The sequence below is a fragment of the Allobosea sp. LjRoot237 genome (assembly GCF_964253285.1).
Taxonomy (GTDB): Bacteria; Pseudomonadota; Alphaproteobacteria; order Rhizobiales; family Beijerinckiaceae; genus Allobosea.
Map to the genome: position 1 here is coordinate 1,690,449 of NZ_CAXUQP020000001.1, position 24,689 is coordinate 1,715,137.

Consider the following 24,689-nt stretch of genomic DNA (forward strand, 5'->3'; position numbering starts at 1 on the left):
GAAGGCAGGGCCGGATGGGCAACTATTTGGGCAAGTCGAGGCGAAATATTGAGCAATGTTGACCAATTCAGGCAGCGCGCCTCCAACAGTTGCGGCCCATCTTCTTGGCTTCGTAAAGCGCTGTATCAGCCTTGTGCATGAGGGCATCGAGCGAATCCGCGTCGTGCGGAAAAACCGCCAGACCGATCGACAAGGCAACGTCGATTTTCTTGTTGTTTATCGGGACCGGTTCGACCATCGCCTCCAGCAGCCGCAGGGCCAGGGCCGCCGGGTCGGAGCTTTTTTGCCCGGGCCGGCACAAGACCACGAATTCATCGCCACCTACCCGGGCCAATAGGTGCCGCTCTCCCAGGAGCGAACGGAACCGCCCGGCGACCGAGCGGAGGAGAACATCGCCCACGGCGTGCCCATAGGTATCGTTCACGCTCTTGAAATGGTCGAGGTCGAGCCACAGGAGACCGAACTCGTCACTGGACGCGGCGGCGATGTCGATGGCCCTTCGAAGTTCGCTGCGGAACAGCCGAAGATTCGGTAAGCCCGTCAGTGCGTCGTGGTTTGCAAGATAGGTCATGTGCTCGCGCGCGGCCTTCTCCACGCGGATGTCGCGGATCTCGACCAATAGTCGCGGGGCGCCGCTGGACAGGATCGGCGTGGCGCTCAGCGCAACATCGATGAGGGCGCCGGTGGCCGTCACTAACTGCGCCTCAACTCCCCTGAGGCAGTTATTGCTGCGGTCGTTGGTCAGTGCAGGTTTGGCGATAAAATCCGTCAGGGGGGTCCCTTCGATCTCCGCCTGATCGAGGCCGACCAGTTGCTCGAAGGTCCGGTTTGTTGCGATCACTTTCTGGTTCTCGCATACGACGATGCTGGTCTGTGCCGCCTCGATGATGTTTCGCATCTGGTCCGCATCGGCGGACGCCCTGTGAGCGCGCTTGTCGAAGACGATCGCCACCAGACTGAGAGCCACGATCACCGACGCCACGAAGGCGACCGAAAGCCCAAGCAGAAACTCCGACAGGCCTTCGTCCGAAACGGCGAGGGTCGGGTCCGTCTTGACAACGGCGGCGGCCATCGCGGTGAAATGGAGGCAGCAGACGGCCGCGCCAAATAGCGTTGCGGCGACCAGTCTGTGCCTCCGCCTGTTGGCGAGACGTTCGATGAAGATGGCGGCGCTGACCAACAGGCCAGCGGAGCTCACGGAAAGCGCGACCAGAGCAGGTTCCCAAGCGAACGTGCCCGCGAACAGCAGCGCTCGCATGCCGGTGAAGTGCATGGCAGCAATGGCCGCGCTGAGTACGACAGCGCCGACGAGGGCGCATGGGAGAGCCGTCGATATCAAGAGGGGCATGGAGATGCCGGCGATCACGATGCTCAGCAGCGCGGAGGCGAGCGTCAGCGTGATGTCGTAGCTGACGGCAGTCGCGGGGGCGAAGCCGAGCATCGCGACAAAATGGGTGGACCATATGCCGCCACCTGCAACGCAGGCCGCTATGAGCGACCAGCCATGCCGCGCCCCACCTTGTTGCGCGCGGGCGTGGTCGAGAATGGCAAAAACGGTGAACCCCGAGACGAGCGAGACGAGGACCGCCAGAAGAACGAGCTTGGGATCATGGTCGGTCCGTATGCAATCCAAAATCCGGATGAACATGCGCAGCCTTGCCGTTACAGCAGTTGACGCCAGGAATCGTCGCCCGGCCTTGCGGCTCGATTTGAAGCTTGACGATGGGGTATCGCAGCGCAGCAGAGAGTTGTCGATCAATGGAATATTGCAGGAGAACGCGCAATTTTACATAGTTACTGGTAACTACGTGCTGAAATTGCGATTTACCAAAAATTCCGGATCCGTTTTCCTTGTGGATCAAACAGCCCTCTGAGCCGACCGCTAACAGCGGCAGCATTCGCAGTCCATCTGACTGCCCGCGACGAGGACCGCAGGGAGTCTGCTGAGGCACGTGCGCGCGGCTTCCGCGATGAGGTGGGCGACATCATGAACGCCTTCATGAACTCGGCGGAACGCATGACCGAGGCAGCCGTCATGCTGCGTACCATTGCGGAGGCGACGCATGGTTCTCTGACCAGTGCCGTCTCGCGCGTTGCTTACGCCAGCGAGGATATCTCGTCCGTCGAGATATGCTCCCGCCGCCTCGCAGACAGTGTCGGCCAGATTCGTCGCGAAACCGACGCAACGAGCGGCGTTGTCGGCGCCGCGGCGGCGGATATCGAGGCGGCCATTGCCATTCGCGCCGAGCTCACCGATGCGGTTCGCGACATCGGTGAGGCCTCGGAGGTGATCCGCGCCAGTGACAAACTGGACGCGCCGCGGTGACAGAATACGCGTGTTGGTGACAGGCACTTTGCGGCTTGAGAGTCATGCGGCCAAGCGCGCGGGCTCCAGCGCTTAGATTCAATCAATCGATTGATTTAATCGTAACGCCGTGCTATTGGTTTTCGTCATGGCACGCACTTCCATCCTCAAGGACGCCGAAGGCACCCGGCAGGCGCTGATCCGGGCCGGGCTCGACCTGTTCGGCCGCAACGGCTTCGACGCGACCTCGACGCGCGAGATCGCTCAGGCGGCGAAGGTCAACAGCGCCGGCATCGCCTATCATTTCGGCGGCAAGGACGGGCTGAGGAAGGCCTGTGCCGAGGCGATCATCGCCCGGATGCAGGCAGTGCTGATGGGCGGGGAGCCGACTGCCCCGATTGCGGCCGATCGCGACGTCGCGACCGAACATTTGCTCGCGTTGATCGACCGCATGATCGCCTTCCTGACGACGGCGCCGGAGAGCGAGATGATCGCCCGCTTCGTCGTGCGCGAGATGTTCACGCCGAGTCCGGCGTTCGACACGATCTATGGCGGGCTGTTCGAGCCGGTGCATCGGCGAGTCTGCCAGGTCTGGGCGGCGGCGACCGGCATGGAGCCGGAGGCGCCGGCGACGCGGCTCGCCGTCTTCGCTGCGATCGGCCAACTCGTCTATTTCCGCATTGCCCGGCCGGCGGTGACCCGGCGCATGGGCTGGGACAGGATCGGCCCCGAACAAGCACGCGCGATCGCTGAAACCATCAGGCGCTCGGTTCGCGCCAGCATCCTCGCCTGCAGGGGAGAGGCGTCATGATCCTCGACTTCATCTGCTCCTTCGCCATTGCCGCCTCGCTCAGCGTCTGCGCCCCGCCCTCGACCCGCGTCGTCGGCTATGTCGAGGGCGAGTATGTCCGGATCGGGCCGATCGATACGGCGCGGATCGAGAGTGTCGCGGTCCGTCGCGGCGAGCGTGTCGCGCCCGGCGCGCTGCTCGCCGAACTGCAGGCGGACGATGCCCGCAATGCCGCGGCCGAGAGCGAGGCGCGACTGGTCCAGGCGCAGGCGCAGCTCACCAACCTGCTCAGCGGCAAGCGGCCGGAAGAGATCGCAGTGATCGAGGCGACGGCTGTCTCGGCCAAGGCGCAGGAGCGCGAGGCCGAGCGGGCGCTGGAGCGCCGGCAGGACCTGTTCCGCCGCGGCGTCTCGACCCAGGCCGATCTCGATCAGGCCCAGACGGCGCGCGACGTCGCCACGTCACGGGTGCGCGAGACTGCCGCCAATCTCGAGGTCGCCCGGTTGGCGGCGCGCGAGGCGGAGATCAGGGCGATGCGCAACCAGGTGGCGCAGGCGCAGGCCGCGCTCGACCAGGCCAACTGGCGGCTCGGCCAGCGCAAGCTGATGGCACCGGCAGCCGGCATCGTCACCGATCTCATCCGTCATCCCGGCGAGCTCGCCGGACCATCGGCGCCGGCGCTGACCATCCTGCCCGACGGCGCGGTCAAGCTGATGCTCTATGTCCCGGAGGCGCTGCTCTTCGGCACCACCGTCGGCACCCGGCTCGACGTACGCTGCTCGGGCTGTCCGCAGGGGCTTTCCGCCACCGTCTCCTATGTCTCGCAGGAGCCGGAATTCACCCCGCCGGTGATCTATTCGACCGAGACCCGCCAGAAGCTGGTCTATCTCGTCGAGGCGCGGCCCGAAGGCGGCCCGGCGGCGCGGCTCCAGCCCGGCCAGATCGTCGACGTCATGCTGCGGGGGCGGCGGTGAGCGACGGCAACGTCATCGATGTGCGCGGGATGACCAAGCGCTTCGGCAAGCGCACCGTGGTCGACAATGTCGACCTGACGGTTCGGCGGGGCGAGATCGTCGGCTTCCTCGGGCCGAACGGCTCCGGCAAGACCACGACGATCCGGCTGATCTGCGGTTTGCTCACGCCCGATGCCGGTGAGGGCACCGTGCTAGGCCTGGATGTCCGCACGCAGAGTGCGCAGATCAAGCTCCAGGTCGGCTACATGACCCAGAAGTTCTCGTTCTACGAGGATTTGACGATCGAGGAGAACCTCACCTTCGTCGCCCGGCTCTATGCCCTGAAGCCGGTCGACGAGGCCGTGGCGCGCACGCTCGACAATCTCGGCCTGACCTCGCGCAAGGACCAGCTCGCCGGCACGCTCTCGGGCGGCTGGAAGCAGCGGCTCGCGCTCGCCGCCTGCATCATGCACCAGCCCAGACTGCTGCTGCTCGACGAGCCGACCGCCGGCGTCGATCCCAAGGCGCGGCGCGAGTTCTGGGACGAGATCCACCGGCTCGCCGGCGATGGGCTGACCGTGCTGGTCTCGACCCATTACATGGACGAGGCCGAGCGCTGCCACCGCATCGGCTACATCGCCTATGGCAAGATGCTGGCGACCGGGACTGTTGAGGAAGTCGTCCAGGGCTCGGGTCTCTCGACCTATGTCGTCCATGGCGCACTGAAGCCGGCCGAGATCGCCGACCTCGCCAAGACCGACGGCGTCGAGCAGGTCGCGCCCTTCGGGACGACGCTGCATGTCGTCGGCACCGACAAGGAGAAGCTGGAGCAGGCGCTGGCGCCGCTCAAGAACCGCCCCGGCCTTCGTATCGAGCCGGACACGACCAGCCTCGAAGACGTCTTCATCCAGTTCATGGCGAAGGCCCAAGCCGAGGGGAGAGCGGCATGAGCGCGATCGCCCTTTTGTCTGCAGGCCGGCTGGGGGCCGTACTGGCCAAGGAGTTCGTGCAGATGCGGCGCGACCGCATCACTTTCACGATGATGCTGGTGGTGCCGATCGTCCAGCTCCTGCTGTTCGGCTATGCCATCAACAACGATCCCAAGGGCTTGCCGGCGGCGGTTCTGGCGCTGGGGCAGGACCGCTATACCCGCTCGGTCGTCGCGGCGCTCGAGGTCTCCGGCTATTACCGCTTCGGCAAGCGGCCGGAGAGCGCGGCCGAGGCCGAGAGCCTGATGGCACGCGGCGCGGTCTCCTTCCTCGTCACCATCCCCAGCGATTTCGGCATGCGCGTCGAGCGCGGCGACGAGCCGCGCATCCTGGTCGAGGCCGATGCGACCGATCCAGCGGCGTCCAGCAACGCGGTCGGCGCGCTGCAGACCATCGCCAGCCGGGCGCTGACGCGGGCGCTCGGCACCGAGGAGCTGAAGCGCGAGCAGAGCGAGAGCGCGCTCTCCTTCGTGGTGCACCGGCGCTACAATCCGGAGGGGATCACCCAGTACAATATCGTACCGGGCCTGCTCGGCGTCATCCTGCAGATGACCATGGTGATGATGACGGCGATGGCGCTGACCCGCGAGATCGAGCGCGGCACCATGGAGAACCTGCTCGCCATGCCGGCGACGCCGGGCGAGATCATGCTCGGCAAGGTCTTGCCCTATCTCGCGGTTGGCAGCGTCCAGGTCGCGGTGGTCCTGAGCGCAGCGAAGCTGCTGTTCGGCGTGCCCTTCCTCGGCAGCCTCGCGCTGCTCTTGACCTGCGTCCTGATCTTCGTGCTGGCGCTGGTGCTGCTCGGCTACACGATCTCGACCATGGCGCGCACGCAGCTCCAGGCGATGCAACTGACCTTTTTCTTCTTTCTGCCTTCGCTGCTATTGTCAGGCTTCATGTTCCCCTATGCCGGCATGCCACTCTGGGCGCAGTGGCTCGGGGAGATCTTCCCGCTGACGCATTTCCTGCGCGTGGTGCGCGCGATCATGCTGAAGGGCGCGGACCTTGGCGATATCGGCACGGAGGTCATCTACCTCTCCGCCTTCGTGCCGCTTTATGCCGGCATCGCGCTGATGCGATTCAGGAGCACGCTGGATTGATCGCTCGATCGGAGGAGTTGTCCGGTGCCGGCTAAGCACGCGAATCCGCTTGACTAAGCGTCAAGCGAACGGTCCCTTGCCGATCCCATCGCTAGGAAGCCGATTGCGCCATGCTGATCCTGATCCTGACGCTTTTGGCAGTCCTGCTCGCCGTGATCTTCGGTCTGCTGGCGCGCCGCGGCGACCCGAACGCCGTTATCGCCGAGCGGGAAGGAGCTTCACTGAAGCGCCGCACCGGCTTCAACATGGCTGCGATCGCCGCCGTGCTGATCGCCGTCTTCCTGTTCGCGTCCACCTCCTATGTCGTGGTCGGCCCCAACGAGGCGGGGCATCTCAAGCGCATCTATGGCGGCTCCGACCTGCCGACCGGCAAGATCATCGCGATCGATGGCCAGAAGGGACCGCAGGCCGACCTGCTCGGGCCCGGCTTCCACTTCATCCCCTTCGTCAACGTGCTCAACCAGGTCGAGCAGCTCGATCTCGTCACCATACCGAACGGCAGCTATGGCCGGCTCGTCGCCAAGGACGGCCTCGCTTTGCCATCAGGCGTGTTCATGGCGCCGGCAATTCCCGACGACAAGGTCGCCGGCATGCTCGACGCGCGTACCTTCCTGACCTCGGGAGGCCTGCGCGGCGCGCAGGAGACTGTGCTGAAGCCGGGCGTCTACCGGCTCAACCGCTATCTCTTCGATGTCGAGATCAACAACCGCACGGTGGCCAGCATCGTGCCGGCCGGCTTCGTCGGGGTGATCAAGTCGAACGTCGCCGCGCCCGGCGTTGCCTGCCGTGAGGAGAAGGTGCAGACAGCCGATACGTCCGACGCGATCGTCGTGCCGGTCGTGCCGATGGGTTGCGTCGGCATCTGGCGCAGCGTGCTGTTGCCAGGGGCGTACTATCTCAACCATCAGGCCTATGAGATGACGCAGGTCGATACCCGCGTGCAGACCTGGGAGTATCGCGGCGGTTTCCGCAAGCGCATCATCGATCTCGCCGTCGACGATCAGGGCCGCATCCGCCAGGTCGAGCGCTTCGTCGAACAACCGACGCCGAAGGGCGCGGCCGACGAGGCGATCTTCGTCAAGATCGAGGGCTGGGACATCCCGGTCGAGCTGCGCGTCGTCGTCCAGGTGCCACCGGAGAACGCCCCAGTCGTGGTCGGCGGCGTCGGCGGGTTGGAGCAGATCGAGGACCGCATCCTGACGCCGACGATCCGCTCGATCGTCCGCAACGTCGCGGGATCCTCGATCCGGGTGCCGGTCCGCAACGCCGCCGGCGAGCTCGCGCCCGGCCAGTTCCAGACCCGGCCGACCCGCGTGCTCGACCTGATCGACAATCGCGATGCGCTCGAAAGCACGATCGAGCAGCAGATCCGGATCGAAGGGCGCAAGGCCGGCATCGAGATCAAGGAAGTCCGGATGGGCGAGCCGTCGATTCCGCCGGAACTGCTGGTCTCGCGCCTGCGCGAGCAACTCGCCGAGCAGCTCTCGCGCGCCTATTCCCGCGAGACCGAGGCGCAGAAGGTCCGCCTCGACACCGAGGCGGCCCGCGCCCGTGCCGACCAGCAGCGTGAATTCGTCGCCGCGCAGATCGGCGTCCAGGTCGCCGAGCAGCGCCAGAAGGAGCGCCAGCTTCTGGGGCAGGCCGAGCGCGGCTATCTGGAAGAGCTGGCCAAGGGCCAGAACGCGCAGGCCAATGTCCTCGGCCAGGATCGCGTCGCCTATCTGCAGGCGCTGGAGAAGGTGCTGGCGACGCTGGAAAAGAAGCCGGAGCTGGTGAACCTGGTCGGCCGTCTGGTGCCGAACACGGTCGTCACCGGCGGTGGCGATGGGCTCGCCGGCGCTGCGGCGCTATTGTCGAGCGCTTTGACCGGCGCGGGGACGCCTGCGAGGAATACCAGCGGCGCGCGGTAAGCTAGGCCGTCGCCTGGTAGTTGCTTGCAAAATAAAAGTGACTGCGGTAGCGGGACTGGGCCATGCAGCCCAAGCTCGCCCCGCTTGCCGAATGTCCCTGCGCCCGCGCGGTCGAGACCGTCGGCGAGTGGTGGAGCATCCTGATCCTGCGCGATGCGCTGCAGGGGCTCTCCCGCTTCGACGAGTTCGAGCGCAGCCTCGGCATTGCGCCGAACATGCTGGCGCGCCGGCTGAAGCATCTCACCCAGAGCGGCTTGTTCGAGCGACGGCTCTATAGCGAGCGGCCGAAGCGCTATGAATATGTCCTGACCGACAAGGGCAGGGATTTCTTTCCGGTCGTCGTGGCGCTGATCGGCTACGCCAACCGGCACCTCGCGCCCGAAGGCGCCTCGCTGCTGCTTGCTGAACGCGAGACACAGCGACCGATCGTGCCGATCGTCGTCGACGCGGTGACTTTGCAACCGGTCACCGCAGAAGGTGCTACCGTCATTGCCGGGCCGCGCGCGAGTACCGAGCTGCGCGAGCGCCTCGCTGCGCGCCACGCAGCCACCCAAGCCAGGTCGAACTAGGAGCTTTCCATGCGTCGTATCGTCGTCACCGGACTGGGCGTCGTCTCGCCCCTGGGCTGCGGGGCCGAGCTCGCCTGGCAGCGCCTGCTTGCCGGCCGCTCGGGCCTGCGCCGCCTGCCCGACGCGATCGCCGAGACCTTGCCGGCCAAGGTCGCCGGCGTCGTGCCGAGCAAGGCGGAGGACAATGAGGGCGGCTTCGATCCCGATGTCGCGATCGCGCCGAAGGATCAGCGCAAGATGGATCGCTTCATCCAGTTCGCGCTGGTCGCCGCCAAGGAGGCGCTGGCGCAGGCCGGCTGGCAGCCGCAGAGCGAGGCCGAGCGCGAGCGCACCGCGACGGTGATCGCCTCGGGCATCGGCGGCTTTCCTGCGATCGCCGAGGCAGTGCGGACCACCGACCAGCGTGGCGTGCGCCGGCTCTCGCCGTTCACCATTCCATCCTTCTTGGTCAATCTCGCCGCCGGCCAGGTCTCGATCGAGCACGGCCTCAAGGGTCCGATGGGCGCGCCGGTCACCGCCTGCGCCGCCGGCGTGCAGGCGATCGGCGATGCGGCGCGGATGATCCGGGCCGGCGAAGCCGACATCGCGCTCTGCGGCGGCAGCGAGGCCTGCGTCGATCTCGTCGCGCTCGGCGGCTTTGCGGCGGCGCGCGCGCTTTCGACCGGCTTCAATGACGAGCCGGAGAAGGCTTCGCGCCCGTTCGACCGCGATCGCGACGGCTTCGTCATGGGCGAGGGCGCGGGGCTCCTGGTAATCGAGGCGCTCGAGCATGCGCAGGCGCGCGGCGCGACGATCCTCGCCGAATTGACCGGCTACGGCACCAGCGCCGACGCCTATCACATCACCTCCGGCCCAGAGGATGGCTCGGGCGCGCGCCGGGCGATGGAGACGGCGCTGAAGCAGGCGGGCTTGAAGCCTGGCGATATCAGCCACCTCAACGCCCATTCGACCTCGACACCGGTTGGCGACCGCGGAGAGCTAGCCGCGATCAGGGCCGTGTTCGGAGATCAGGGTGGCATCGCGATCAGCGCGACGAAGGCGACGACCGGCCATCTGCTCGGTGCCGCCGGCGGGCTCGAGGCGGTCTTCACCATCCTCGCGCTGCGCGACCAGATCGCACCGCCGACGCTCAACCTCGAGAACCCGGACGACGATGCGGCCGGGCTCGACCTCGTCGCGAAGGTGGCCCGGCCCCTCGCGATGGAGCACGCGATCTCGAACGGCTTCGGCTTTGGTGGCGTGAATGCGAGCGCGGTATTCAAGCGCTGGGCCTGAGCAGCGCGGACCGCGTCGTCACAGCGTCAGCACGACCTTGCCGAACTGTTCGTTCGATTCGAGGTAGCGGTGTGCCGCGACGATCTGCTCGAATGGGAAACTCCGGGCGATGATCGGCTTCAACGAGCCATCGCCCAGACCGCCCAGGATGAAGGCCTTGGCGGTTGCGAGACGTTCGGGATCGCCGGTGATCTCGTGGACGAGGTAGCCACGCAGCGTCAGGCTCTTGCTCAGCACGTTGAAAAGCGGGAAGGGCGTCGCCTCGGGGCTCTGGCCGCCATAGTTGATCAGCAGGCCGCCGCGCGCCATCGCAGCGGTCAGCGGCAGGAAGGCCGGGCCGCCGACAGCGTCGAACACCACCCTGATGCTGCTCTCGCCGGCGATGCCCTTCAGCCTGGCTTCCACGTCTTCTTCGCTCGATGCGACGACATGGGCTGCACCGGCTTCGCGTAGCGCCTGCGCCTTGCGCGTGGTCCGCGTCACCGCGATCGGGATCGCGCCGATCCGGTTGGCGATCTGGATCGCGGCGAGGCCGACGCTGCTCGACGCCGCTGTAATGACTACGAACTCGCCGCGGCCGAGGCGGGCGATGTCGATGAGCGCGCCATAGGCGGTGAGATATTGCATCCAGCTGGCCGCGGCCGCCTCCCAGCCGAGCGTCGGTGGGTGCTTGATTGCGAGTTCGGCGGGAACGGTGACGAGCTCGCCATGCACCGGCCAGCGCACCATCGAGCGCGGCGGCACCAGGCTGACGGCATCGCCGGGCGAGAAGCCTTCGACAGCGCCGCCGAGGCTCTCGACCAGGCCGGCGGCTTCGAGGCCGATGCCGGAGGGAAAGCGCGCCTGCTCGATATAGCTCTCCGAGCGGAACAGGGCTTCGGCCCGGTTGAGCCCGAGCGCCCTGGTCCGGATCTGGACTTCGCCGGGGCCGGGAGGCGCGACCGCGATGTCCTCGATGGTCAGGACCTCGGGGCCGCCATGGCGGTGAAAGCGGACGATGCGTGCCATGCTTTAAATCCAAATCAAGGTGAGTGAATGAGCTATGGCGGCGGTTCATTCCGCGATAAACTGCGGCCTATGATCGATAATCAGAACTATTGATTTCGAATGACGGATCGCCTCACCAGCATGGCCGTGTTCGTTCGGGCGGCCGATCTTGGCTCCTTCGCCGCGGCCGCAGCGGCGCTCGACCTCTCAGCGCCGATGGTCGGCAAGCACGTCCGCTTCCTGGAGGAGCGCCTTGGTGTGCGCCTGCTCAATCGCACGACGCGGCGGCAGAGCCTGACCGAGTTCGGCCGCGCCTATTACGAGCGCTGCCGGACCGTTCTCGCCGAGGCCGAGGCGGCCGATGCGCTTGCCGCCGATCAATTGGGCGAGCCGCGCGGCAAGCTAAGGGTGGCGCTGCCGGTGCTGTTCGGCCGGCGGTGTGTGATGCCGATCCTGCTCGATCTTGCCCGGCGCCATCCCCTGCTGGAGCTCGACCTTGCCTTCGCCGACGGCTTCGTCGACCTCGTCGAAGGCGGGCACGACCTTGCCATCCGCACCGGCGAACTCCAGGATGCGACGAACCTCGTGATGCGCCGCGTCGCACGTCAGCACATGATCGTCTGTGCCGCGCCGTCCTATCTCGACGCCCGCGGAGCGCCGCAGCAGATCGAAGAGCTGGAGGGCCATGACGCGGTGGTCTATCGCCGCTCCGGGCGCGTCCGCCCCTGGCTGTTCCCGCGCGAGGATGGGAGCCCAGTGGAGGTCATGCCACGCCATCGGCTGCGGCTCGACGATCTGGAGGCGATCGCCGATGCAGCTGCGCTCGGCATGGGCCTCGCATGGCTGCCATCCTGGCTCGTGCGCGAGCGGCTGCAGGCCGGCGCGCTCGTCGAATTGCTGCCGGGCGAGGGGCGGCTGCCCTATGACGTGCATGCGCTCTGGCTGCAGACACCACATCTGCCGCCGAAAATCCGCTTTGCGATCGACGCGCTGGCGGCCGAATTGCCGGGACTGATGTGATGGGGGCTCGGCGTCAGGCGAGATACTTGATTAGATTGAACCGTCATTGCGAGGAGCGCAGCGGCGAAGCAATCCAGGGAGCCATCGAGCTCTGCCGCCCCTGGATTGCTTCGCTGTGCTCGCAATGACGGAAATGCGGTTCAGAGCGGGATATTGTCGTGCTTGCGCCAGGGTCGCTCGACGCTCTTGGTGCGCAGCATCGCCAGCGCGCGGGCGACCCGCCGCCTCGTCGAGTGCGGCATGATCACCTCGTCGACATAGCCGCGCTCGGCCGCGACGAAGGGGGACATGAAGCGGTCCTCGTATTCTTTCGTCTTGGCGGCGATGCCATCCGCGTCCATGCCGCGGAAAATGATCTCGACCGCGCCCTTGGCGCCCATCACCGCGATCTGCGCCGTCGGCCAGGCATAGTTGACGTCGGCGCCGATATGCTTCGAGGCCATGACGTCATAGGCGCCGCCGAAGGCCTTGCGGGTGATGATCGTGACCAGCGGCACGGTGCATTCACTGTAGGCGAAGAGCAGCTTGGCTCCGTGCTTGATCAGGCCGCCATATTCCTGCGCGGTGCCCGGCAGGAAGCCGGGAACATCGACCAAGGTGACGATCGGAATCTCGAAGGCATCGCAATAGCGCACGAAGCGGGCCGCCTTGCGGCTGGCGTCTGAGTCGAGCACGCCGGCCAGCACCATCGGCTGGTTGGCGACGATGCCGACGGTGCGGCCCTCGATCCGGGCGAAGCCGGTGACGATGTTGCCGGCATAAGCCTGCTGAATCTCGAAGAAATCGCCCTCGTCGACGACCTTCAGGATCAGTTCCTTGATGTTGTAGGGCTTGTTCGGATTGTCCGGCACCAGCGTGTCGAGGCTCATGTCGACCCGGTCGGGCACGTCGAAGGAGGGCCATTCCGGCACGCCGACGGTGTTGTTGGCCGGCAGGAAGTCGATCAGGCGGCGCACCTGCAGCAGCGCCTCGACATCGTTCTCGAAGGAACCGTCGGCGACCGAGGACTTCGAAGTATGGACCTTGGCGCCGCCGAGCTCCTCGGAGGTCACGGTCTCGTTGGTGACGGTCTTCACCACCTCCGGGCCGGTCACGAACATGTAGCTGGTGTCGCGGACCATGAAGATGAAATCGGTCATCGCCGGCGAATAGACGTCGCCACCGGCGCAGGGGCCCATGATCACCGAAATCTGCGGGATCACGCCCGAGGCTGCGACATTGCGCTTGAAGACCTCGCCATAGCCGCCGAGCGCTGCCACGCCCTCCTGGATGCGGGCGCCGCCGGCGTCGAAGATGCCGACGATGGGCGCGCGCATCTTCAGCGCCATGTCCTGGATCTTGGTGATCTTCTGCGCATGGGTCTCGGAGAGCGAGCCGCCGAAGACGGTGAAATCCTTGGAGAAGACGAAGACGGTGCGGCCGTTGACCGTGCCCCAGCCGGTGACGACGCCGTCGCCGGGGATCTTCTCGCCCTTCTCCATGCCGAAATCGACGCAGCGATGCTGCACGAACATGTCGAACTCCTCGAAGGAGTCGCGATCGAGCAGGAGTTCGACGCGCTCGCGCGCGGTCAGCTTGCCGCGCTTGTGCTGCGCCTCGATGCGACGCTCGCCGCCGCCCTGCCGGGCCCCGGCACGACGGTCTTCGAGCTGTTCGAGAATGTCCTTCATGGAGCCCCCGGAAGCCTGTCAAAATCCGCTATCCGGCTTAAGGGCGGAAGGCGTGGCTGTCCATCGGGCGCGCCTCCCGCTTTGGTGCAAGGCCGGGTGCGATCGTGCGCGCGACCTGCTCACTGCGGCTGCTGTGCGGGCTTGCGAGTCAAATAAGTGTATGCTTATGTGTTGTGCATGGAGCAGGACATCTTCAAGGCGCTGGCCGACCCGACCCGCCGGGCGATCTTCGAGAAGCTCGCGGCAGGTGGGATGAACGCCAGCGCCCTGCGTATGGGCATGGCGATCAGCCAGCCGGCAATGTCGCAACACCTTGCGGTGCTGCGCACTGCGCGGCTGGTGCGGAAGGAGCGGCAGGGACGCTTCGTGAATTACGAGGTCGACCCGGACGGACTCGCCTTGATCGCGCAATGGCTGGCGAAATACCGCGCCTACTGGCCGGCGCGCGTCGATGCTCTCAAGGATCTGCTGCGGGACATGGACCAATGAGCGAGATCGAGACACAGGATCGGACGAAGCAGCTGGTCTTCGAATATCAACTGGATGCTCCTCCCAAGAAGGTCTGGCGGGCGCTCAGCATTCCAGCTTTCCGCGAGAGATGGCTGCCGGCCGAGGTCGAGACGCTCTCTTCCGTGCCGGGGGAGGAGGTCCGCTACCGGCTGAGGGACGAGGAACCGCCTTTCCTGGAAAGCGTCGTGACCTTCCAGCTCACGCCGAATGCCGATGGCACGGAGCTGCGCATCATCCACCAGTTGACGGATGCAAGGCTGGGTCAGCTGCCGTCGCCTGCGAACAGCAACCAGCCGCTCATGCTGCGCGCCGCCTGACGGCGCGGGCCTAGCCCACAAGCCTAGTCACCAACAGTCCCGAACAGAGGAGGTCGTCGATGCACGGCACGATGCAGCTCGTCCCTATGGTCGTCGAACAGTCGACTCGCGGGGAACGCTCCTTCGACATCTATTCGCGCCTGCTGCGCGAGCGGATCGTCTTCCTCAGCGGGGAGGTCAATGACGGCTCGGCGTCGCTGATCTGCGCCCAGCTGCTCTTTCTCGAGGCCGAGAATCCGAAACGACCGATCCATTTCTACATCAACTCGCCTGGCGGCGTGGTCACCAGCGGCTTCGCGATCTACGACACGATGCGCTACATCCGCTCGCCGGTGCATACGCTCTGCATGGGCACGGCCCGGTCGATGGGCTCATTCCTGCTGATGGCGGGCGAGCCGGGTGAACGCGCGGCGCTGCCCAATGCCAGCCTGCACGTCCACCAGCCGCTGGGTGGGGCTCAGGGCCAGGCCTCGGACATCCTGATCCATGCCGAGGAGATCCAGAAGACGAAGCGGCGCATGATCAGGCTCTATGCCGAGCATTGCGGGCGCAGCGAGGAGGAGGTCGAGCGCGCGCTCGACCGGGATCGCTTCATGAGCGCCGAGGAAGCGCTGGAATGGGGGTTGATCGACCGGATCATGACCGAACCGCCGCCGGCAGCGTGATCACCCGCTCGGCTTGCTGGGGTCGCCGAGCTCGCGGTTGAGCGCGACCGCGGCACGCACCAGCTCGGCGGCAATCGCCGGATCGACGGCGTCGCCCTCGCGCAGGACCATGGTGGCGAGCTCGAACTTGCCGCCGGACTTCAGCCTGGGCTCGATCTCACGCAACCGCTTGCCGCGCCAGAAGCCGAACAGCACGCGCTCGGCCTCGGCCCGGATCAGCAGCACCGGACCGTTCGAAAAGTAGACCAGATGCGTCCACTTGATCCGCTCCTCGAGCGGGGCGGCGGCCTTCACCGCGGCGCGCAACGCCTCGACTGTCGCCAGCCGCCAGCCATCGAGCTGGGCGACATAGTCGGCCGGGTTGTCGGCCTTGGGCGCGCCCGGCATCATCGCCTCTAGCCTTTCATCAGCAGCAGCACAGCGGCGTCATACTCCTTGCGGCGGATGGCGCGGCGCTCTGCTGCTTCCTCGTCCTGCCCCCAGATGCCGATCTGGTAATCCTCGTCGAGATGGGCGGCGGCCCAGGCCGCCTCGGCGTCGATCAGACCCTCGGCGAGGGCGAGCATCAGGATGGTCGAACCGGTCAGGGTCATGACGTTGTGGGCGCCGGCGAGCGCGACCGGGGAATGGATCGCAGCGACGCGTCTCGCCACCGCGTCGAGCACGGCTTGTGGCTGTTCGGCGAAGACCACGCCTTGCGCCATCATGAAGCGGCCGCCGAGGCGTTCTTCCAGCGCGGCTATGAGCGGATTCCAGACCTCATCCTGCCGCTCGACCAGCGCTTCCGGCTCGCCGGCGCGGTAGCAGAGCGCGTCGCTGCCGGCATAGCGGACGATCTCGGCGCGGACCGCTTCGTCCTGATCGGCGACGCCGTCGAGCGCCGAGTTGACCAGCCGAGTCAGCGGCATGCGGGCCGGATCGATCAGCTCCTTTTGAGCCTGCCATTCCTCCGCGAGCGCGTCGGCAACGGTACGCGAGGCGACGGCGAGCGGCTTGCGGGCCGGCGTGCGGGCGGTGCGACCGTCGAGCGCGACATGGAACAGGCCGTCGCGCTCCAGCGCCTCGGCTTTCTCATAGAAGCGTTTGGGCAGCGGGTTGCGCATCGCCTGCTGGGCGGCGGCGACGGGATCGGGCTGGCGCTGGCCGGCGGCGCCGAAGCGGGCGAGGAAATCATCGGTCGACATGCCGGCTCCATAGCGCATCCGGGGGCGGCTGCGAAACCGGCTTTGACTGAACACGCCCGATCATTGACGTGGCGCGGGCGCTCGCTTAAACGCCTCCACCCCGGACGCGAATGCGTCCGCGCGAGGTGCAAGAGGGTTTTATGTCGGAGACTGTGGGAACCCGGTGAGGTTTCGCTGAGGCGAGACCTGATCCAGCGCTGGGTGAAAGACGAGGCCCAGCGCGCTTTCCGTTCGACCGGACCGGTCGAACGAGAAGAATTCGCGCAGACTCAAAGTAGAGCAAGTTCTCGTCGCAAAAGTGGTTCCCACTTTTGCGGAACATGCTCGAGGTCCGCCTTCACCGCTGCGCTTGTCATGGTTCCATGCACAGGCTCTACCAACATGAACATTTCGCGGGGCGAGCAGCGCGTGCTGCACGTGCTGGCCCGTGGCGGACAAATCCGCCATCTTCGCGGCGAAAACGGCCGCATTCATCACATCGACTGCTTCACCCATGAAGGCTACATCCTGAGGGATTGCACGCTCGCCATCTTCGGCGGGCTCAGGCGAAAACACCTGATCGAGTCGCGCCAGGGCGGCCCTTACCGGATCTCGCGGCAGGGGCGGCTCGCCGTCCGCGCGCAGACCGACAATCGATGACGACAGCGGGAGGGCGTAAGCCCTCCCGTTTTCTCTTTTTGGGGGCGGCGCAAGCTGCGCTGCCGCTCAGTCATGTGCCGCAACGATCAGGCGGGTTCGAACAGCTCGATCACATTACCCGACGGGTCCTCGCATAGGATCTGCTTGCCACCGGGGCCGACCACGATCTCGTTGCGGAAAGGTACGCTCTTGCGGTGCAGTGCCTCCACGAACCCTGCGAGATCTTCCACCTCGAGGACGAAGCGGTTCCAACCGCCGGGAATAGGCTTGTGCCCGTCCGGCATCGGCCGTGAAGCGGATGCCCCGGGACCCGCGAGCCAGAGCGTCAGGTCGCCTCGCGTGAGGATCGCCATGGCCGGGCCGAATTGCTGTCCCAGCGTGAAACCGAGCCTGTCGACATAGAAGCGCACGGCTTCGTCGACATCAGTCACGAAATAGCGGACGCTGGCCATCGGCTCGCTCCCTCGCGTCGTGGCGGCCCCGCGAGGGCTGCCTATGTACCGAACCTGTCGCGCCAGGCCGGCCGCGCGCCCGGAAAGGGCAGGGCGCTGGCGCAATATACCGCTCGCGCCACCGCCCGCGCCAGCACATCCGCTGCCGTGGCGCAGAGCTCGGTCAGGGCATAGGCGTCGGACGGCGCGCCGCTATGGCCGGTCGCGGCGGCGAAGACGACGTCGCCGTCGAGCGGGGCATGCACCGGCCGCAGCGCCCGGGCGAGCCCGTCATGGGCGCAGAGCGCCATGCGCTTGGCCTGCGCCTTGGTCAGCACCGCATCGGTCGCGACGAGGGCGATGGTGGTATTGGCGCCGGGGCCGCCCTTGAAGCGCAGAGCGAGATCCTCGGGCGGGATCGCCGCCGGCCAGCCGCGGCCGCCGAATTCGAGACCGTGCTCGTAAGGGGCGGCCCAGAAATGCGGGCTATCGCCGATCGTCGCCATGCCGACGGCGTTGACCGCGACCAGAGCCCCGACGACCTGGCCGGTAGCGGCGACTGCGCTGGCCGAGCCGAGCCCGCCCTTGAGGTTCTTCGTGGTGGCTCCGAAGCCCGCCCCCGCTGTTCCAAGCGCGAACTCGGCCGCCGCCTCCGCCGCGGCGAGCCCACCCAGTTGGCGGTAAGGCGCCTCGCCGTCGCCGCGGGCGAAGGGCTTTTCGCCGCCATTGGCGAGATCGAACAGGATTGCTTGCGGCACGATAGGCACGCGCAAACCGCCGACGGGAAAGCCCCGTCCTTCGGCAGCCAGCCAGCTCATCACGCCGTCGGCGGCGCTGAGCCCCCAGGCCGAGCCGCCGGAAAGGACGATTCCGTCGACATGCTCGACCGTCATTCCCGGTTCGAGCAGCGCGGTGTCGCGCGTGCCGGGCGCGCCGCCGAGCACGGCGACGGAGGCGATGCTCGGGCGCTCGAACAGTGCGACGGTGACGCCGGTCGCGGCAGCGGCATCCTCGGCATTGCCCACGAGAATGCCACGAACATCGGTGATGAGATTGCGCATGGTCAAAACTCGCTGCCGATCGGGGGTGAGCAAACCGCTCGGTCGGATGGTGCGCCGATTCGGCCTTGCGCGGCGATCTGGTTGGAACTTCCCGCTCGTCGGCGCGTCGTGCCGACATTACGATCTTGTCATGCGCGCGCCATGGCCGGGTCAGGCCGGTTCCGGCACCGTGGTGATATCGCGACCCGGCTTCGAGACCCGCAAAGCGACCCGTTATTGCAAGACCACAATCCGGAGACCTCGCATGAAACGCATCGCCCTCATCGTCGCCTCCAGCGCCGCGGCCGTCGCGGCGACGCTGGCGATCGCCCAACCGCAGCCGATCCCGCCCGCACCGGGCAGCACTCCGCCGGCGCAGCAGCAGAGCGAGCCGCGCGGCGACCGCGCCGAGCGGGGCGACCGCTCCGACCGGCGCGAGGAATGGCGCCAGCGCCAGGCCGAGCGCGCCACTGCCCGGATGAACGAGCGCCTCGCGCAGTTGCGCACCGACCTCAAGCTGAAGCCGGAGCAAGTCCCGGCCTTCGAGAAGCTGGAGGCGCTGATCAAGCGCAATGCCGAGCAGCGCCGCGAGAGCTTCGCCAGGATGCGCGAACAGCGCGAGACCTATCGCGATGCCGACATCATGGAGCGGCTCGACATGATGGCGAATCGCCAGGCCGAGCGTGCGACCCGCAGCAAGGAGATGGCAGACGCGGTGCGTCCGCTCTGGACGACGCTCTCAGACGAGCAGAAGACCGTGGCGCGCCGGGCCGTGCGCCAGGCCATGTCGGAAGGGCGCGAGCGGATGCAGGAAATGCGCGGGCGCTGGATGGAGTGGCATGGCCGCGGCGGCGACCGTGACGACGACCGCGGCGGCCCGCGCCGCTGGCGCGATCGCGGCCATGATGACGACGACGATCGCGGCTAAGCCGACGCTGTCATAGCGAAACGTGAGACGGCCGGGCGCAAGCCCGGCCGTTTTCATTGAACCGTCACATCCCGCTCGCTATAGGCGGCCGGGTCGCCGCGGTTGAACGTGCGCTGCCGTCATTGCGGGGCAGGCGCATGCGCTTCATCCAGACCTTCGACCTCTACCCCTTCCTCGACTCGGTCGTCAGCCTGCTGGCGGCTTTCGTGCTCGGCGCGCTGATCGGGGCCGAGCGCCAGTACCGGCAGCGGACCGCGGGCCTGCGCACCACGGTGCTGGTCGCGGTCGGCTCGGCCGCTTTCGTCGATCTCGCCATGCGCATCGCCGGCTCGGCCGAGGCGGTGCGGGTCATTTCCTATGTCGTCTCCGGCATCGGTTTTTTGGGCGCCGGCGTGATCATGAAGGAGGGCATGAACGTCCGCGGCCTCAACACCGCGGCGACGCTCTGGTGCGCGGCTGCGGTCGGTGCCTGCACCGGCGCCGACATGGTGGCCGAGGGCGCGCTGGTCACCGTCTTCGTCATCGCCGGCAACACCTTGCTGCGGCCACTGGTCAACGCGATCAACCGCAGCCCGATCAACGAGAAGGCGTCCGAGGCAACCTACGAGGTCGTGGTCACCACCGATCCGGAGGCGCTGCCCTCAGTGCGCGAGGCGATGGTCGAGTTGCTCGAGCAGGCGAGCTACCCGGTCGGCGACGTCAAGACGGTGGAGCGCGGCGAAGAGGCGATCGAGATCGTCGCGACGCTGATCAGCACGGCCGTCGAGCGCAAGGAACTCGACGCGGTTGTCGAGCGCATCGAGCGCCTGAAGGGCGTGACGCACGCGACTTGGGAGAGCAGTACCAGCGATTGAGTGGCGTGCAGGCGCTGCGATTGCGTCACTTTGGGGTGTACCCGGATGTGCATTCGATCTTGGAGGAGATAGACGGCCGGGAGCGAGCTGCTCAACCGGCCGGCGCATGGAGTTGGGAGACAAGACCGCTTGTCCAACTGGCGCCAACCGCCCACACCGTTAGTGTGAGAGAGGCCAACAGGCCTCTTATACGAGTGGTCCAGTTTGCCTTTGTTCCTTGATCTGCCGTTTGATGTTGACTGCTGTTTCTCATGTTATGATCCTTTCCTTTGCTGATGATTAGATAGTCAATCACTGCGAAGGTGAGGACAGCGGCAACCAGTAGAACAAGTGGAGTCGAACCCAGGCTCCCCGAAGCTGAAGAGTTTTCTATAGCGGTTAATTTAGCTCATGTCACTAAAAAGCGTGCAAACGGAGCGGATAAAGTTGTGAGCTCGCTTCACTATCGCTTGAAGAATGCCAGTCACGTCAGGAACCGTACTTGGATATTACTCACGTTGCGCGCAGTGGACTGTACGCTCCCGACCTGTAGCGGCAAGAGGCCCGTCAGGAGGCGGGCAGGGCGCGTGATAATGGTGGAAGAAGCGCAGGATCGCACCGGGAGCAGCATACGTGCTGAGTAGGTTACAAGACTTCTTCAAGGCCAACCGGGCGATAGGTTGCTTTCTAGCGGTCTGTTTCGTCCTGCTGATGGCGGTCGTGAAGAGGCCCTATCAGCGCGTCTATTGGGCCGGTTTGGCCGTTGATGTCGCTTTGGCGGCGGCATTCCTCGCGTGGCTGTTCTGGCCTGTGAAGAAGGATAATCCCGACAGCTCGAACGATCGGTGAAGGTAAGGCGCATTCTTGAAGCCCGGCAGGTTCCCGTGATGGTTCCCTACAGGAAACGCGAGGGGGCCGCGGGGAGATTGGGGAACGCGGCCGGAGAGGGGAGGCTGAAAGTTTTGGCGGGTGGATATGCGGAAGTACCAGCTGTCTATGCCCCTTCTACGATGCGGATATCCCGTTCCGCTCCCCCTGCCAACGCTGCCAATGCTTCTTGATACGCAAGACTGTCGTGTGCCGCCTGCGCCTGCTCTACAGAGTCAAACTCAATCACCACGGTTCGCTGCGGAAGGCCGGCTTCGTATAGGTGAGCGGGCATGCCCCGCACAATTATGCGACCTCCGGCAGCGATGATCGCGGGACCGCTGAGTTTAGCATAGGCAGCTAATGCGTCAGGATTACTGACAGAGCGATATGCGGCTATCCAATAGGCTTTAGCCATCGTCTTTTCTCCCTCTATGTTCCCAATTTGCTTCGCCCAAGCGTACAGGATTTTCGCGCGGGCGTCAGGGCCTGAAGAGTTGACGCTTCTCGCAGGCTGGACATCTCAATGCCGCGCTCCTTCCGACCCCTGCATCTCCACGTCAAACCCCACCAGCTGCCCGAACAGCGGCACCTTCCGGAAATCCTCCTCGAACCCCCGGCCGGAGTGCCTCTTCTGCTTCCGGCTCTCGAAAACCCCCAACCATGTCAGCGGTCGCAGCACGCGCGACACCATGGCGAACTCGGGGAGGTCGGGCCTCGCCACCTCGTCGAGCGTCTCCATGATCGTGCCGGCAAGCATCAGTTGCCCCGCGTTCGACCAGCCATGCGCCGTCACCGACAAGCTCCAGAGGATCACGCCCATGTGGTGCTGCGGCCAGAACTCGATGGGGTTCCTGTCGAAGTCCTGAAGGTTGACCTTCCAGAACACCGCCTCGAACAGTTCAGCCAGCAGGGCAGGGGCCGCTTCAGGGGCCAGCAGGGCCTTCGCCGCCTTGGTCGCCTTCAGGACCCCTGATCGCTTCCTCAAGAGCCCCGCAGCCTGCAGCACGATCCTCGTGAAAAGGACTCCGTAGGCGTCATCTTCATTGATGACCTTGTTCATCGCGAGCGTGGTGGCCTTGTCGTAGCCCGGCCATTCCGTGCGGTCGAAGACGTGCCAGACATCGGCACGCTTCAAAGCACCGGCAGGCGTGAGGACAAGCCCGCCCTTCTCCACGGCAAGCTCCAGCAGGAGCCTCGCAGCGTGGACCATCGGGACCTGAAGGGCGGCCTTGATGGGGACGTTATGGGGCGTGAGGCGGAGCGCCTGCGGGACCCTGCCGGGCGGCTCCAGGAGCGCCTTGAGAGAGTCGGGTTGAAGATGCGTCCAGGCGGGAGGGATAGAGGTCACGTCAGGGAGCGTAGGCGGGCCGGAGCGAAGGCTCAACAGCCAGACCTGTAAGCGTGCGCTTTCGACAAAAAGGGCGGCCCTTGCGGACCGCCCTTTCCATGAATCCTGCCAGAGGCTTGCGCGCTCCGGCTGATATCCTAGATCAGCGCGAGTAGAACTCGATGACCAGGTTCGGCTCCATCTGCACCGCATAGGGCACGTCCGTCAGGGTCGGCGTGCGGGTGAAGGTGGCGGTCGACTTGTTGTGGTCGGCGTCGATGTAGTCGGGCACGTCGCGCTCGGCGAGCGCGGCAGCCTCGATCACGATGGCGAGCTGGCGCGAGCTCTCCTTGACCGCGATCACGTCGCCCGGCTTGACCTGGTAGGACGCGATGTTGACGCGCTTGCCGTTGACCGTGACATGGCCATGGTTGACGAACTGGCGGGCGGCGAAGACGGTCGCGACGAACTTGGCGCGGTAGATCACCGCGTCGAGACGACGCTCGAGCAGGCCGACCAGGTTCTCGCCCGAATCGCCCTTGAGGCGGATCGCCTCGGCGTAATAGCGGCGGAACTGCTTCTCGGAGATCGAGCCGTAATAGCCCTTCAGCTTCTGCTTGGCGCGCAGCTGGGTGCCGAAGTCGGACGGCTTGCCCTTGCGGCGCTGGCCGTGCTGGCCGGGGCCGTATTCGCGGCGGTTGACCGGGGACTTCGGACGGCCCCAGATGTTCTGACCGAGGCGGCGGTCAATCTTGTACTTTGCCTCATGGCGCTTCGACATATCGCGTGTCCTCTAGGTTCGCGAGTTGAGGACCGCGCCCTCCTGTCCCCGTCTCCGGGGCGACAGATCCGGCCTCCGAAGAGAAGCGGATCACGGGTGCGGAAAAAACCACGCGGCCCCGTGAGGAGCCGCGCGACGGAGGTGCCTATGAGGGAAAGGGCACGGGAAGTCAATCGGCCAGCGTCAATAACGCCAATAAGCGCGCCGATGGTGCGGATGCTTGTACCAGCCGAGATGGCGGCCGCGATTCCAGCCATGGTGACGGCGTGGGCCGTAGCTGTGGCCGTAATGATGGCCCTTGTGCCCGTGCCAGCCCTTCGGCTTGGCCTGCGCATCGTCGATGCCGCCGAACCCGAACAGCATGGCGCCGAGCCCGAGGACGGCGGCCAGGATCAGCTTCTTCATGGCACTCTCCCATTATGACCGGTGGCGACGAGAACGCGCCCAGATCAGAACAGTTCCAAAATATGGTCAGATTGCGAGCGGGAGCGGCTCGGTCTCGATCCGTGCCAGGCCGAAGCCGGCGAGCGCGATATGCGCCGGGCCGGAGAGGCGCGCGCCGTCGGTGAAGACGGCGACGGTCGCGACGGGCTCGGGACGGGGCTGGGCCGGGCCGAGCAACTGCGCCGTGCGCCGCGCGATCGCCGGGGCGGGATCGATCCACTCGACCGGCCAGGGCGCCAGGCGCTGCAGGCGGGCCAGCAGCAAAGGGTAATGCGTGCAGGCGAGCGTCACCACATCGGTGCGCCTTCCGTCGCGGTTGACGAAACAGGGCGCGATCTCGGCGGCGATCTCGGTGTCGGCGACGGGCTCGCCCTTCAGTGCCGCTTCCGCCAGGCCGGCGAGGCGGTTGGCGCCCACCAGGGTGACCTCGCAACCGGCGGCGTAGTTCTCGATCAGGTCGCGGGTGTAGTCGCGCGCGACGGTGCCGGGCGTCGCCAGCACCGAGATCAGGCGGCTCCGGGTGCGCTCCGCCGCCGGCTTCACCGCTGGAACGGTCCCGACGAACGGAATGGCGAAGCGGGCGCGCAGGGCCGGCAGCACCAGCGTCGAAGCGGTGTTGCAGGCGATGACGACGAGGTCGGGATGGAAGCGGTCGACGAGGCGCTCCATCACGGCGAGGACGCGCGCGACCAGCGCCGGCTCGTCGAGGCGGCCATAGGGGAAGGCGGCGTCATCGGCGGCATAGACGATATCGGCGTCGGGGCGCTGGCGCATGACTTCGCGCAGCACGGTCAATCCACCGAGGCCGGAATCGAAAACGAGAATGGTCGGGATTCGCAAGGGCAGCACCGGTGCGGCATAGCCGGCTCCGGCCAGAAGATCGACCTGCATCGCACTCATACTCATCGTGTCTGCCGAGCCCTCGATTGGGCGCCTAGCCGGTTAAGACGCGGTGAACGCGGCGTTGCGGTGTTCGGTACAATCGAACGGTGTCATCCCGGACAAGCCGCGCAGCGGCGCCGATCCGGGATCCATGCCTGAACCTTGATCGGACATGGTCCGGAATGGATCCCGGGTCTCCCTGCGGTCGCCCGGGATGACACGCGCATGGAGATCGGCTCCATCGGAATAGTTGACTCTGTCCATTAAATG

The 24,689-nt window shown here is 66.1% G+C and carries 28 protein-coding genes; 16 read left to right on the forward strand and 12 right to left on the reverse strand.

Annotated elements, in window-relative coordinates; all coding sequences use genetic code 11:
* Positions 1–67: 67 nt before the first annotated feature.
* Entirely contained in the window at positions 68–1,759 is a 1,692-nt protein-coding gene (locus ACSQ24_RS08155) for a diguanylate cyclase domain-containing protein (protein WP_436094202.1), read from the reverse strand.
* A gap of 228 nt (positions 1,760–1,987) precedes the next feature.
* Between ACSQ24_RS08155 and ACSQ24_RS08160 the strand changes: the two genes are divergently transcribed.
* The 8 genes from ACSQ24_RS08160 to fabF all read left to right on the forward strand — a co-directional run bounded on the left by ACSQ24_RS08160 (position 1,988) and on the right by fabF (position 9,891).
* Positions 1,988–2,326 carry a hypothetical protein gene (locus ACSQ24_RS08160; protein ID WP_436094203.1) on the forward strand — a complete coding sequence of 113 codons (339 nt, stop codon included), beginning with the start codon at positions 1,988–1,990 and terminating at the stop codon, positions 2,324–2,326.
* Positions 2,327–2,453: 127 nt separating this feature from the next.
* Positions 2,454–3,116, forward strand: coding sequence for a CerR family C-terminal domain-containing protein (locus ACSQ24_RS08165; protein WP_436094204.1), 663 nt, complete (start codon positions 2,454–2,456; stop codon positions 3,114–3,116).
* A complete protein-coding gene (locus ACSQ24_RS08170) occupies positions 3,113–4,069 on the forward strand; it encodes an HlyD family secretion protein (protein WP_436094205.1) in 957 nt (318 codons plus the stop codon). The genes ACSQ24_RS08165 and ACSQ24_RS08170 overlap by 4 nt, the downstream gene beginning before the upstream one ends.
* Before the next feature lie 29 nt (positions 4,070–4,098).
* A complete protein-coding gene (locus ACSQ24_RS08175) occupies positions 4,099–4,998 on the forward strand; it encodes an ATP-binding cassette domain-containing protein (protein WP_436097847.1) in 900 nt (299 codons plus the stop codon).
* A complete protein-coding gene (locus ACSQ24_RS08180; protein WP_436094206.1) occupies positions 4,995–6,137 on the forward strand; it encodes an ABC transporter permease in 1,143 nt (380 codons plus the stop codon). Before ACSQ24_RS08175 ends, ACSQ24_RS08180 begins: the two co-directional genes overlap by 4 nt.
* A 110-nt stretch (positions 6,138–6,247) precedes the next feature.
* Positions 6,248–8,047 (forward strand): SPFH domain-containing protein, encoded by a 1,800-nt coding sequence (locus ACSQ24_RS08185; RefSeq protein ID WP_436094207.1) that lies wholly within the window; start codon positions 6,248–6,250, stop codon positions 8,045–8,047.
* Positions 8,048–8,109: 62 nt separating this feature from the next.
* Complete coding sequence (locus ACSQ24_RS08190) at positions 8,110–8,616, forward strand: winged helix-turn-helix transcriptional regulator (protein ID WP_436094208.1); 507 nt, start codon at positions 8,110–8,112, stop codon at positions 8,614–8,616.
* A gap of 9 nt (positions 8,617–8,625) precedes the next feature.
* Complete coding sequence (gene fabF, locus ACSQ24_RS08195) at positions 8,626–9,891, forward strand: beta-ketoacyl-ACP synthase II (RefSeq protein WP_436094209.1); 1,266 nt, start codon at positions 8,626–8,628, stop codon at positions 9,889–9,891.
* 18 nt (positions 9,892–9,909) lie between these two features.
* On the opposite strand, the gene ACSQ24_RS08200 is transcribed toward fabF, so the two are convergent.
* Entirely contained in the window at positions 9,910–10,899 is a 990-nt protein-coding gene (locus ACSQ24_RS08200; protein ID WP_436094210.1) for a zinc-dependent alcohol dehydrogenase family protein, read from the reverse strand.
* A gap of 120 nt (positions 10,900–11,019) precedes the next feature.
* On the opposite strand from ACSQ24_RS08200, the gene ACSQ24_RS08205 reads away from it, so the two are divergent.
* Positions 11,020–11,898 carry a LysR family transcriptional regulator gene (locus ACSQ24_RS08205; RefSeq protein ID WP_436094211.1) on the forward strand — a complete coding sequence of 293 codons (879 nt, stop codon included), beginning with the start codon at positions 11,020–11,022 and terminating at the stop codon, positions 11,896–11,898.
* Positions 11,899–12,038: 140 nt separating this feature from the next.
* Here the strand turns inward: ACSQ24_RS08205 and ACSQ24_RS08210 are convergent, their stop codons facing one another.
* Complete coding sequence (locus tag ACSQ24_RS08210; RefSeq protein WP_436094212.1) at positions 12,039–13,568, reverse strand: acyl-CoA carboxylase subunit beta; 1,530 nt, start codon at positions 13,566–13,568, stop codon at positions 12,039–12,041.
* 177 nt (positions 13,569–13,745) lie between these two features.
* Here ACSQ24_RS08210 and ACSQ24_RS08215 point away from each other — a divergent pair, with 177 nt between their 5' ends.
* From ACSQ24_RS08215 to ACSQ24_RS08225, 3 genes are read left to right on the forward strand one after another with little or no spacing between them, the layout of a single operon-like run.
* Positions 13,746–14,057: an ArsR/SmtB family transcription factor gene (locus ACSQ24_RS08215; protein WP_436097848.1), complete on the forward strand. Its 312-nt coding sequence runs from the start codon at positions 13,746–13,748 to the stop codon at positions 14,055–14,057.
* Positions 14,054–14,395 (forward strand): SRPBCC family protein, encoded by a 342-nt coding sequence (locus ACSQ24_RS08220; protein ID WP_436094213.1) that lies wholly within the window; start codon positions 14,054–14,056, stop codon positions 14,393–14,395. Before ACSQ24_RS08215 ends, ACSQ24_RS08220 begins: the two co-directional genes overlap by 4 nt.
* Before the next feature lie 59 nt (positions 14,396–14,454).
* Positions 14,455–15,060 (forward strand): ATP-dependent Clp protease proteolytic subunit, encoded by a 606-nt coding sequence (locus ACSQ24_RS08225; protein ID WP_436094214.1) that lies wholly within the window; start codon positions 14,455–14,457, stop codon positions 15,058–15,060.
* On the opposite strand, the gene ACSQ24_RS08230 is transcribed toward ACSQ24_RS08225, so the two are convergent.
* Positions 15,061–15,447, reverse strand: coding sequence for a DUF1801 domain-containing protein (locus ACSQ24_RS08230; protein ID WP_436094215.1), 387 nt, complete (start codon positions 15,445–15,447; stop codon positions 15,061–15,063). It lies immediately after the preceding gene.
* Positions 15,448–15,455: 8 nt separating this feature from the next.
* Positions 15,456–16,244 (reverse strand): ATP12 family chaperone protein, encoded by a 789-nt coding sequence (locus ACSQ24_RS08235; protein ID WP_436094216.1) that lies wholly within the window; start codon positions 16,242–16,244, stop codon positions 15,456–15,458.
* Between the two features lie 381 nt (positions 16,245–16,625).
* Here ACSQ24_RS08235 and ACSQ24_RS08240 point away from each other — a divergent pair, with 381 nt between their 5' ends.
* Positions 16,626–16,883 carry a YjhX family toxin gene (locus ACSQ24_RS08240; RefSeq protein ID WP_436094217.1) on the forward strand — a complete coding sequence of 86 codons (258 nt, stop codon included), beginning with the start codon at positions 16,626–16,628 and terminating at the stop codon, positions 16,881–16,883.
* Between the two features lie 86 nt (positions 16,884–16,969).
* On the opposite strand, the gene ACSQ24_RS08245 is transcribed toward ACSQ24_RS08240, so the two are convergent.
* Positions 16,970–17,335 carry a VOC family protein gene (locus tag ACSQ24_RS08245; protein WP_436094218.1) on the reverse strand — a complete coding sequence of 122 codons (366 nt, stop codon included), beginning with the start codon at positions 17,333–17,335 and terminating at the stop codon, positions 16,970–16,972.
* A gap of 41 nt (positions 17,336–17,376) precedes the next feature.
* Entirely contained in the window at positions 17,377–18,375 is a 999-nt protein-coding gene (locus ACSQ24_RS08250; RefSeq protein WP_436094219.1) for a P1 family peptidase, read from the reverse strand.
* A gap of 244 nt (positions 18,376–18,619) precedes the next feature.
* On the opposite strand from ACSQ24_RS08250, the gene ACSQ24_RS08255 reads away from it, so the two are divergent.
* The 3 genes from ACSQ24_RS08255 (at position 18,620) to ACSQ24_RS08265 (ending at position 20,964) form a co-directional block, all read left to right on the forward strand.
* Complete coding sequence (locus tag ACSQ24_RS08255; RefSeq protein ID WP_436094220.1) at positions 18,620–19,282, forward strand: Spy/CpxP family protein refolding chaperone; 663 nt, start codon at positions 18,620–18,622, stop codon at positions 19,280–19,282.
* 137 nt (positions 19,283–19,419) lie between these two features.
* Positions 19,420–20,136: an MgtC/SapB family protein gene (locus ACSQ24_RS08260; RefSeq protein WP_436094221.1), complete on the forward strand. Its 717-nt coding sequence runs from the start codon at positions 19,420–19,422 to the stop codon at positions 20,134–20,136.
* A 612-nt stretch (positions 20,137–20,748) separates the two neighbouring features.
* Complete coding sequence (locus ACSQ24_RS08265; RefSeq protein WP_436094222.1) at positions 20,749–20,964, forward strand: hypothetical protein; 216 nt, start codon at positions 20,749–20,751, stop codon at positions 20,962–20,964.
* 145 nt (positions 20,965–21,109) lie between these two features.
* Here ACSQ24_RS08265 and ACSQ24_RS08270 read toward each other — a convergent pair whose 3' ends face one another.
* The 5 genes from ACSQ24_RS08270 to murI form a co-directional block, all read right to left on the reverse strand.
* Positions 21,110–21,400 (reverse strand): DUF1330 domain-containing protein, encoded by a 291-nt coding sequence (locus ACSQ24_RS08270; protein WP_436094223.1) that lies wholly within the window; start codon positions 21,398–21,400, stop codon positions 21,110–21,112.
* 105 nt (positions 21,401–21,505) lie between these two features.
* On the reverse strand, positions 21,506–22,195 hold the full coding sequence (locus tag ACSQ24_RS08275; RefSeq protein ID WP_436094224.1) for a hypothetical protein: 690 nt from the start codon (positions 22,193–22,195) through the stop codon (positions 21,506–21,508).
* 280 nt (positions 22,196–22,475) lie between these two features.
* Complete coding sequence (gene rpsD, locus ACSQ24_RS08280; RefSeq protein WP_110492841.1) at positions 22,476–23,093, reverse strand: 30S ribosomal protein S4; 618 nt, start codon at positions 23,091–23,093, stop codon at positions 22,476–22,478.
* Between the two features lie 183 nt (positions 23,094–23,276).
* Positions 23,277–23,498 (reverse strand): hypothetical protein, encoded by a 222-nt coding sequence (locus ACSQ24_RS08285; RefSeq protein ID WP_436094225.1) that lies wholly within the window; start codon positions 23,496–23,498, stop codon positions 23,277–23,279.
* Between the two features lie 66 nt (positions 23,499–23,564).
* Positions 23,565–24,428 carry a glutamate racemase gene (murI, locus tag ACSQ24_RS08290; RefSeq protein ID WP_436097849.1) on the reverse strand — a complete coding sequence of 288 codons (864 nt, stop codon included), beginning with the start codon at positions 24,426–24,428 and terminating at the stop codon, positions 23,565–23,567.
* Positions 24,429–24,689: the final 261 nt, after the last annotated feature.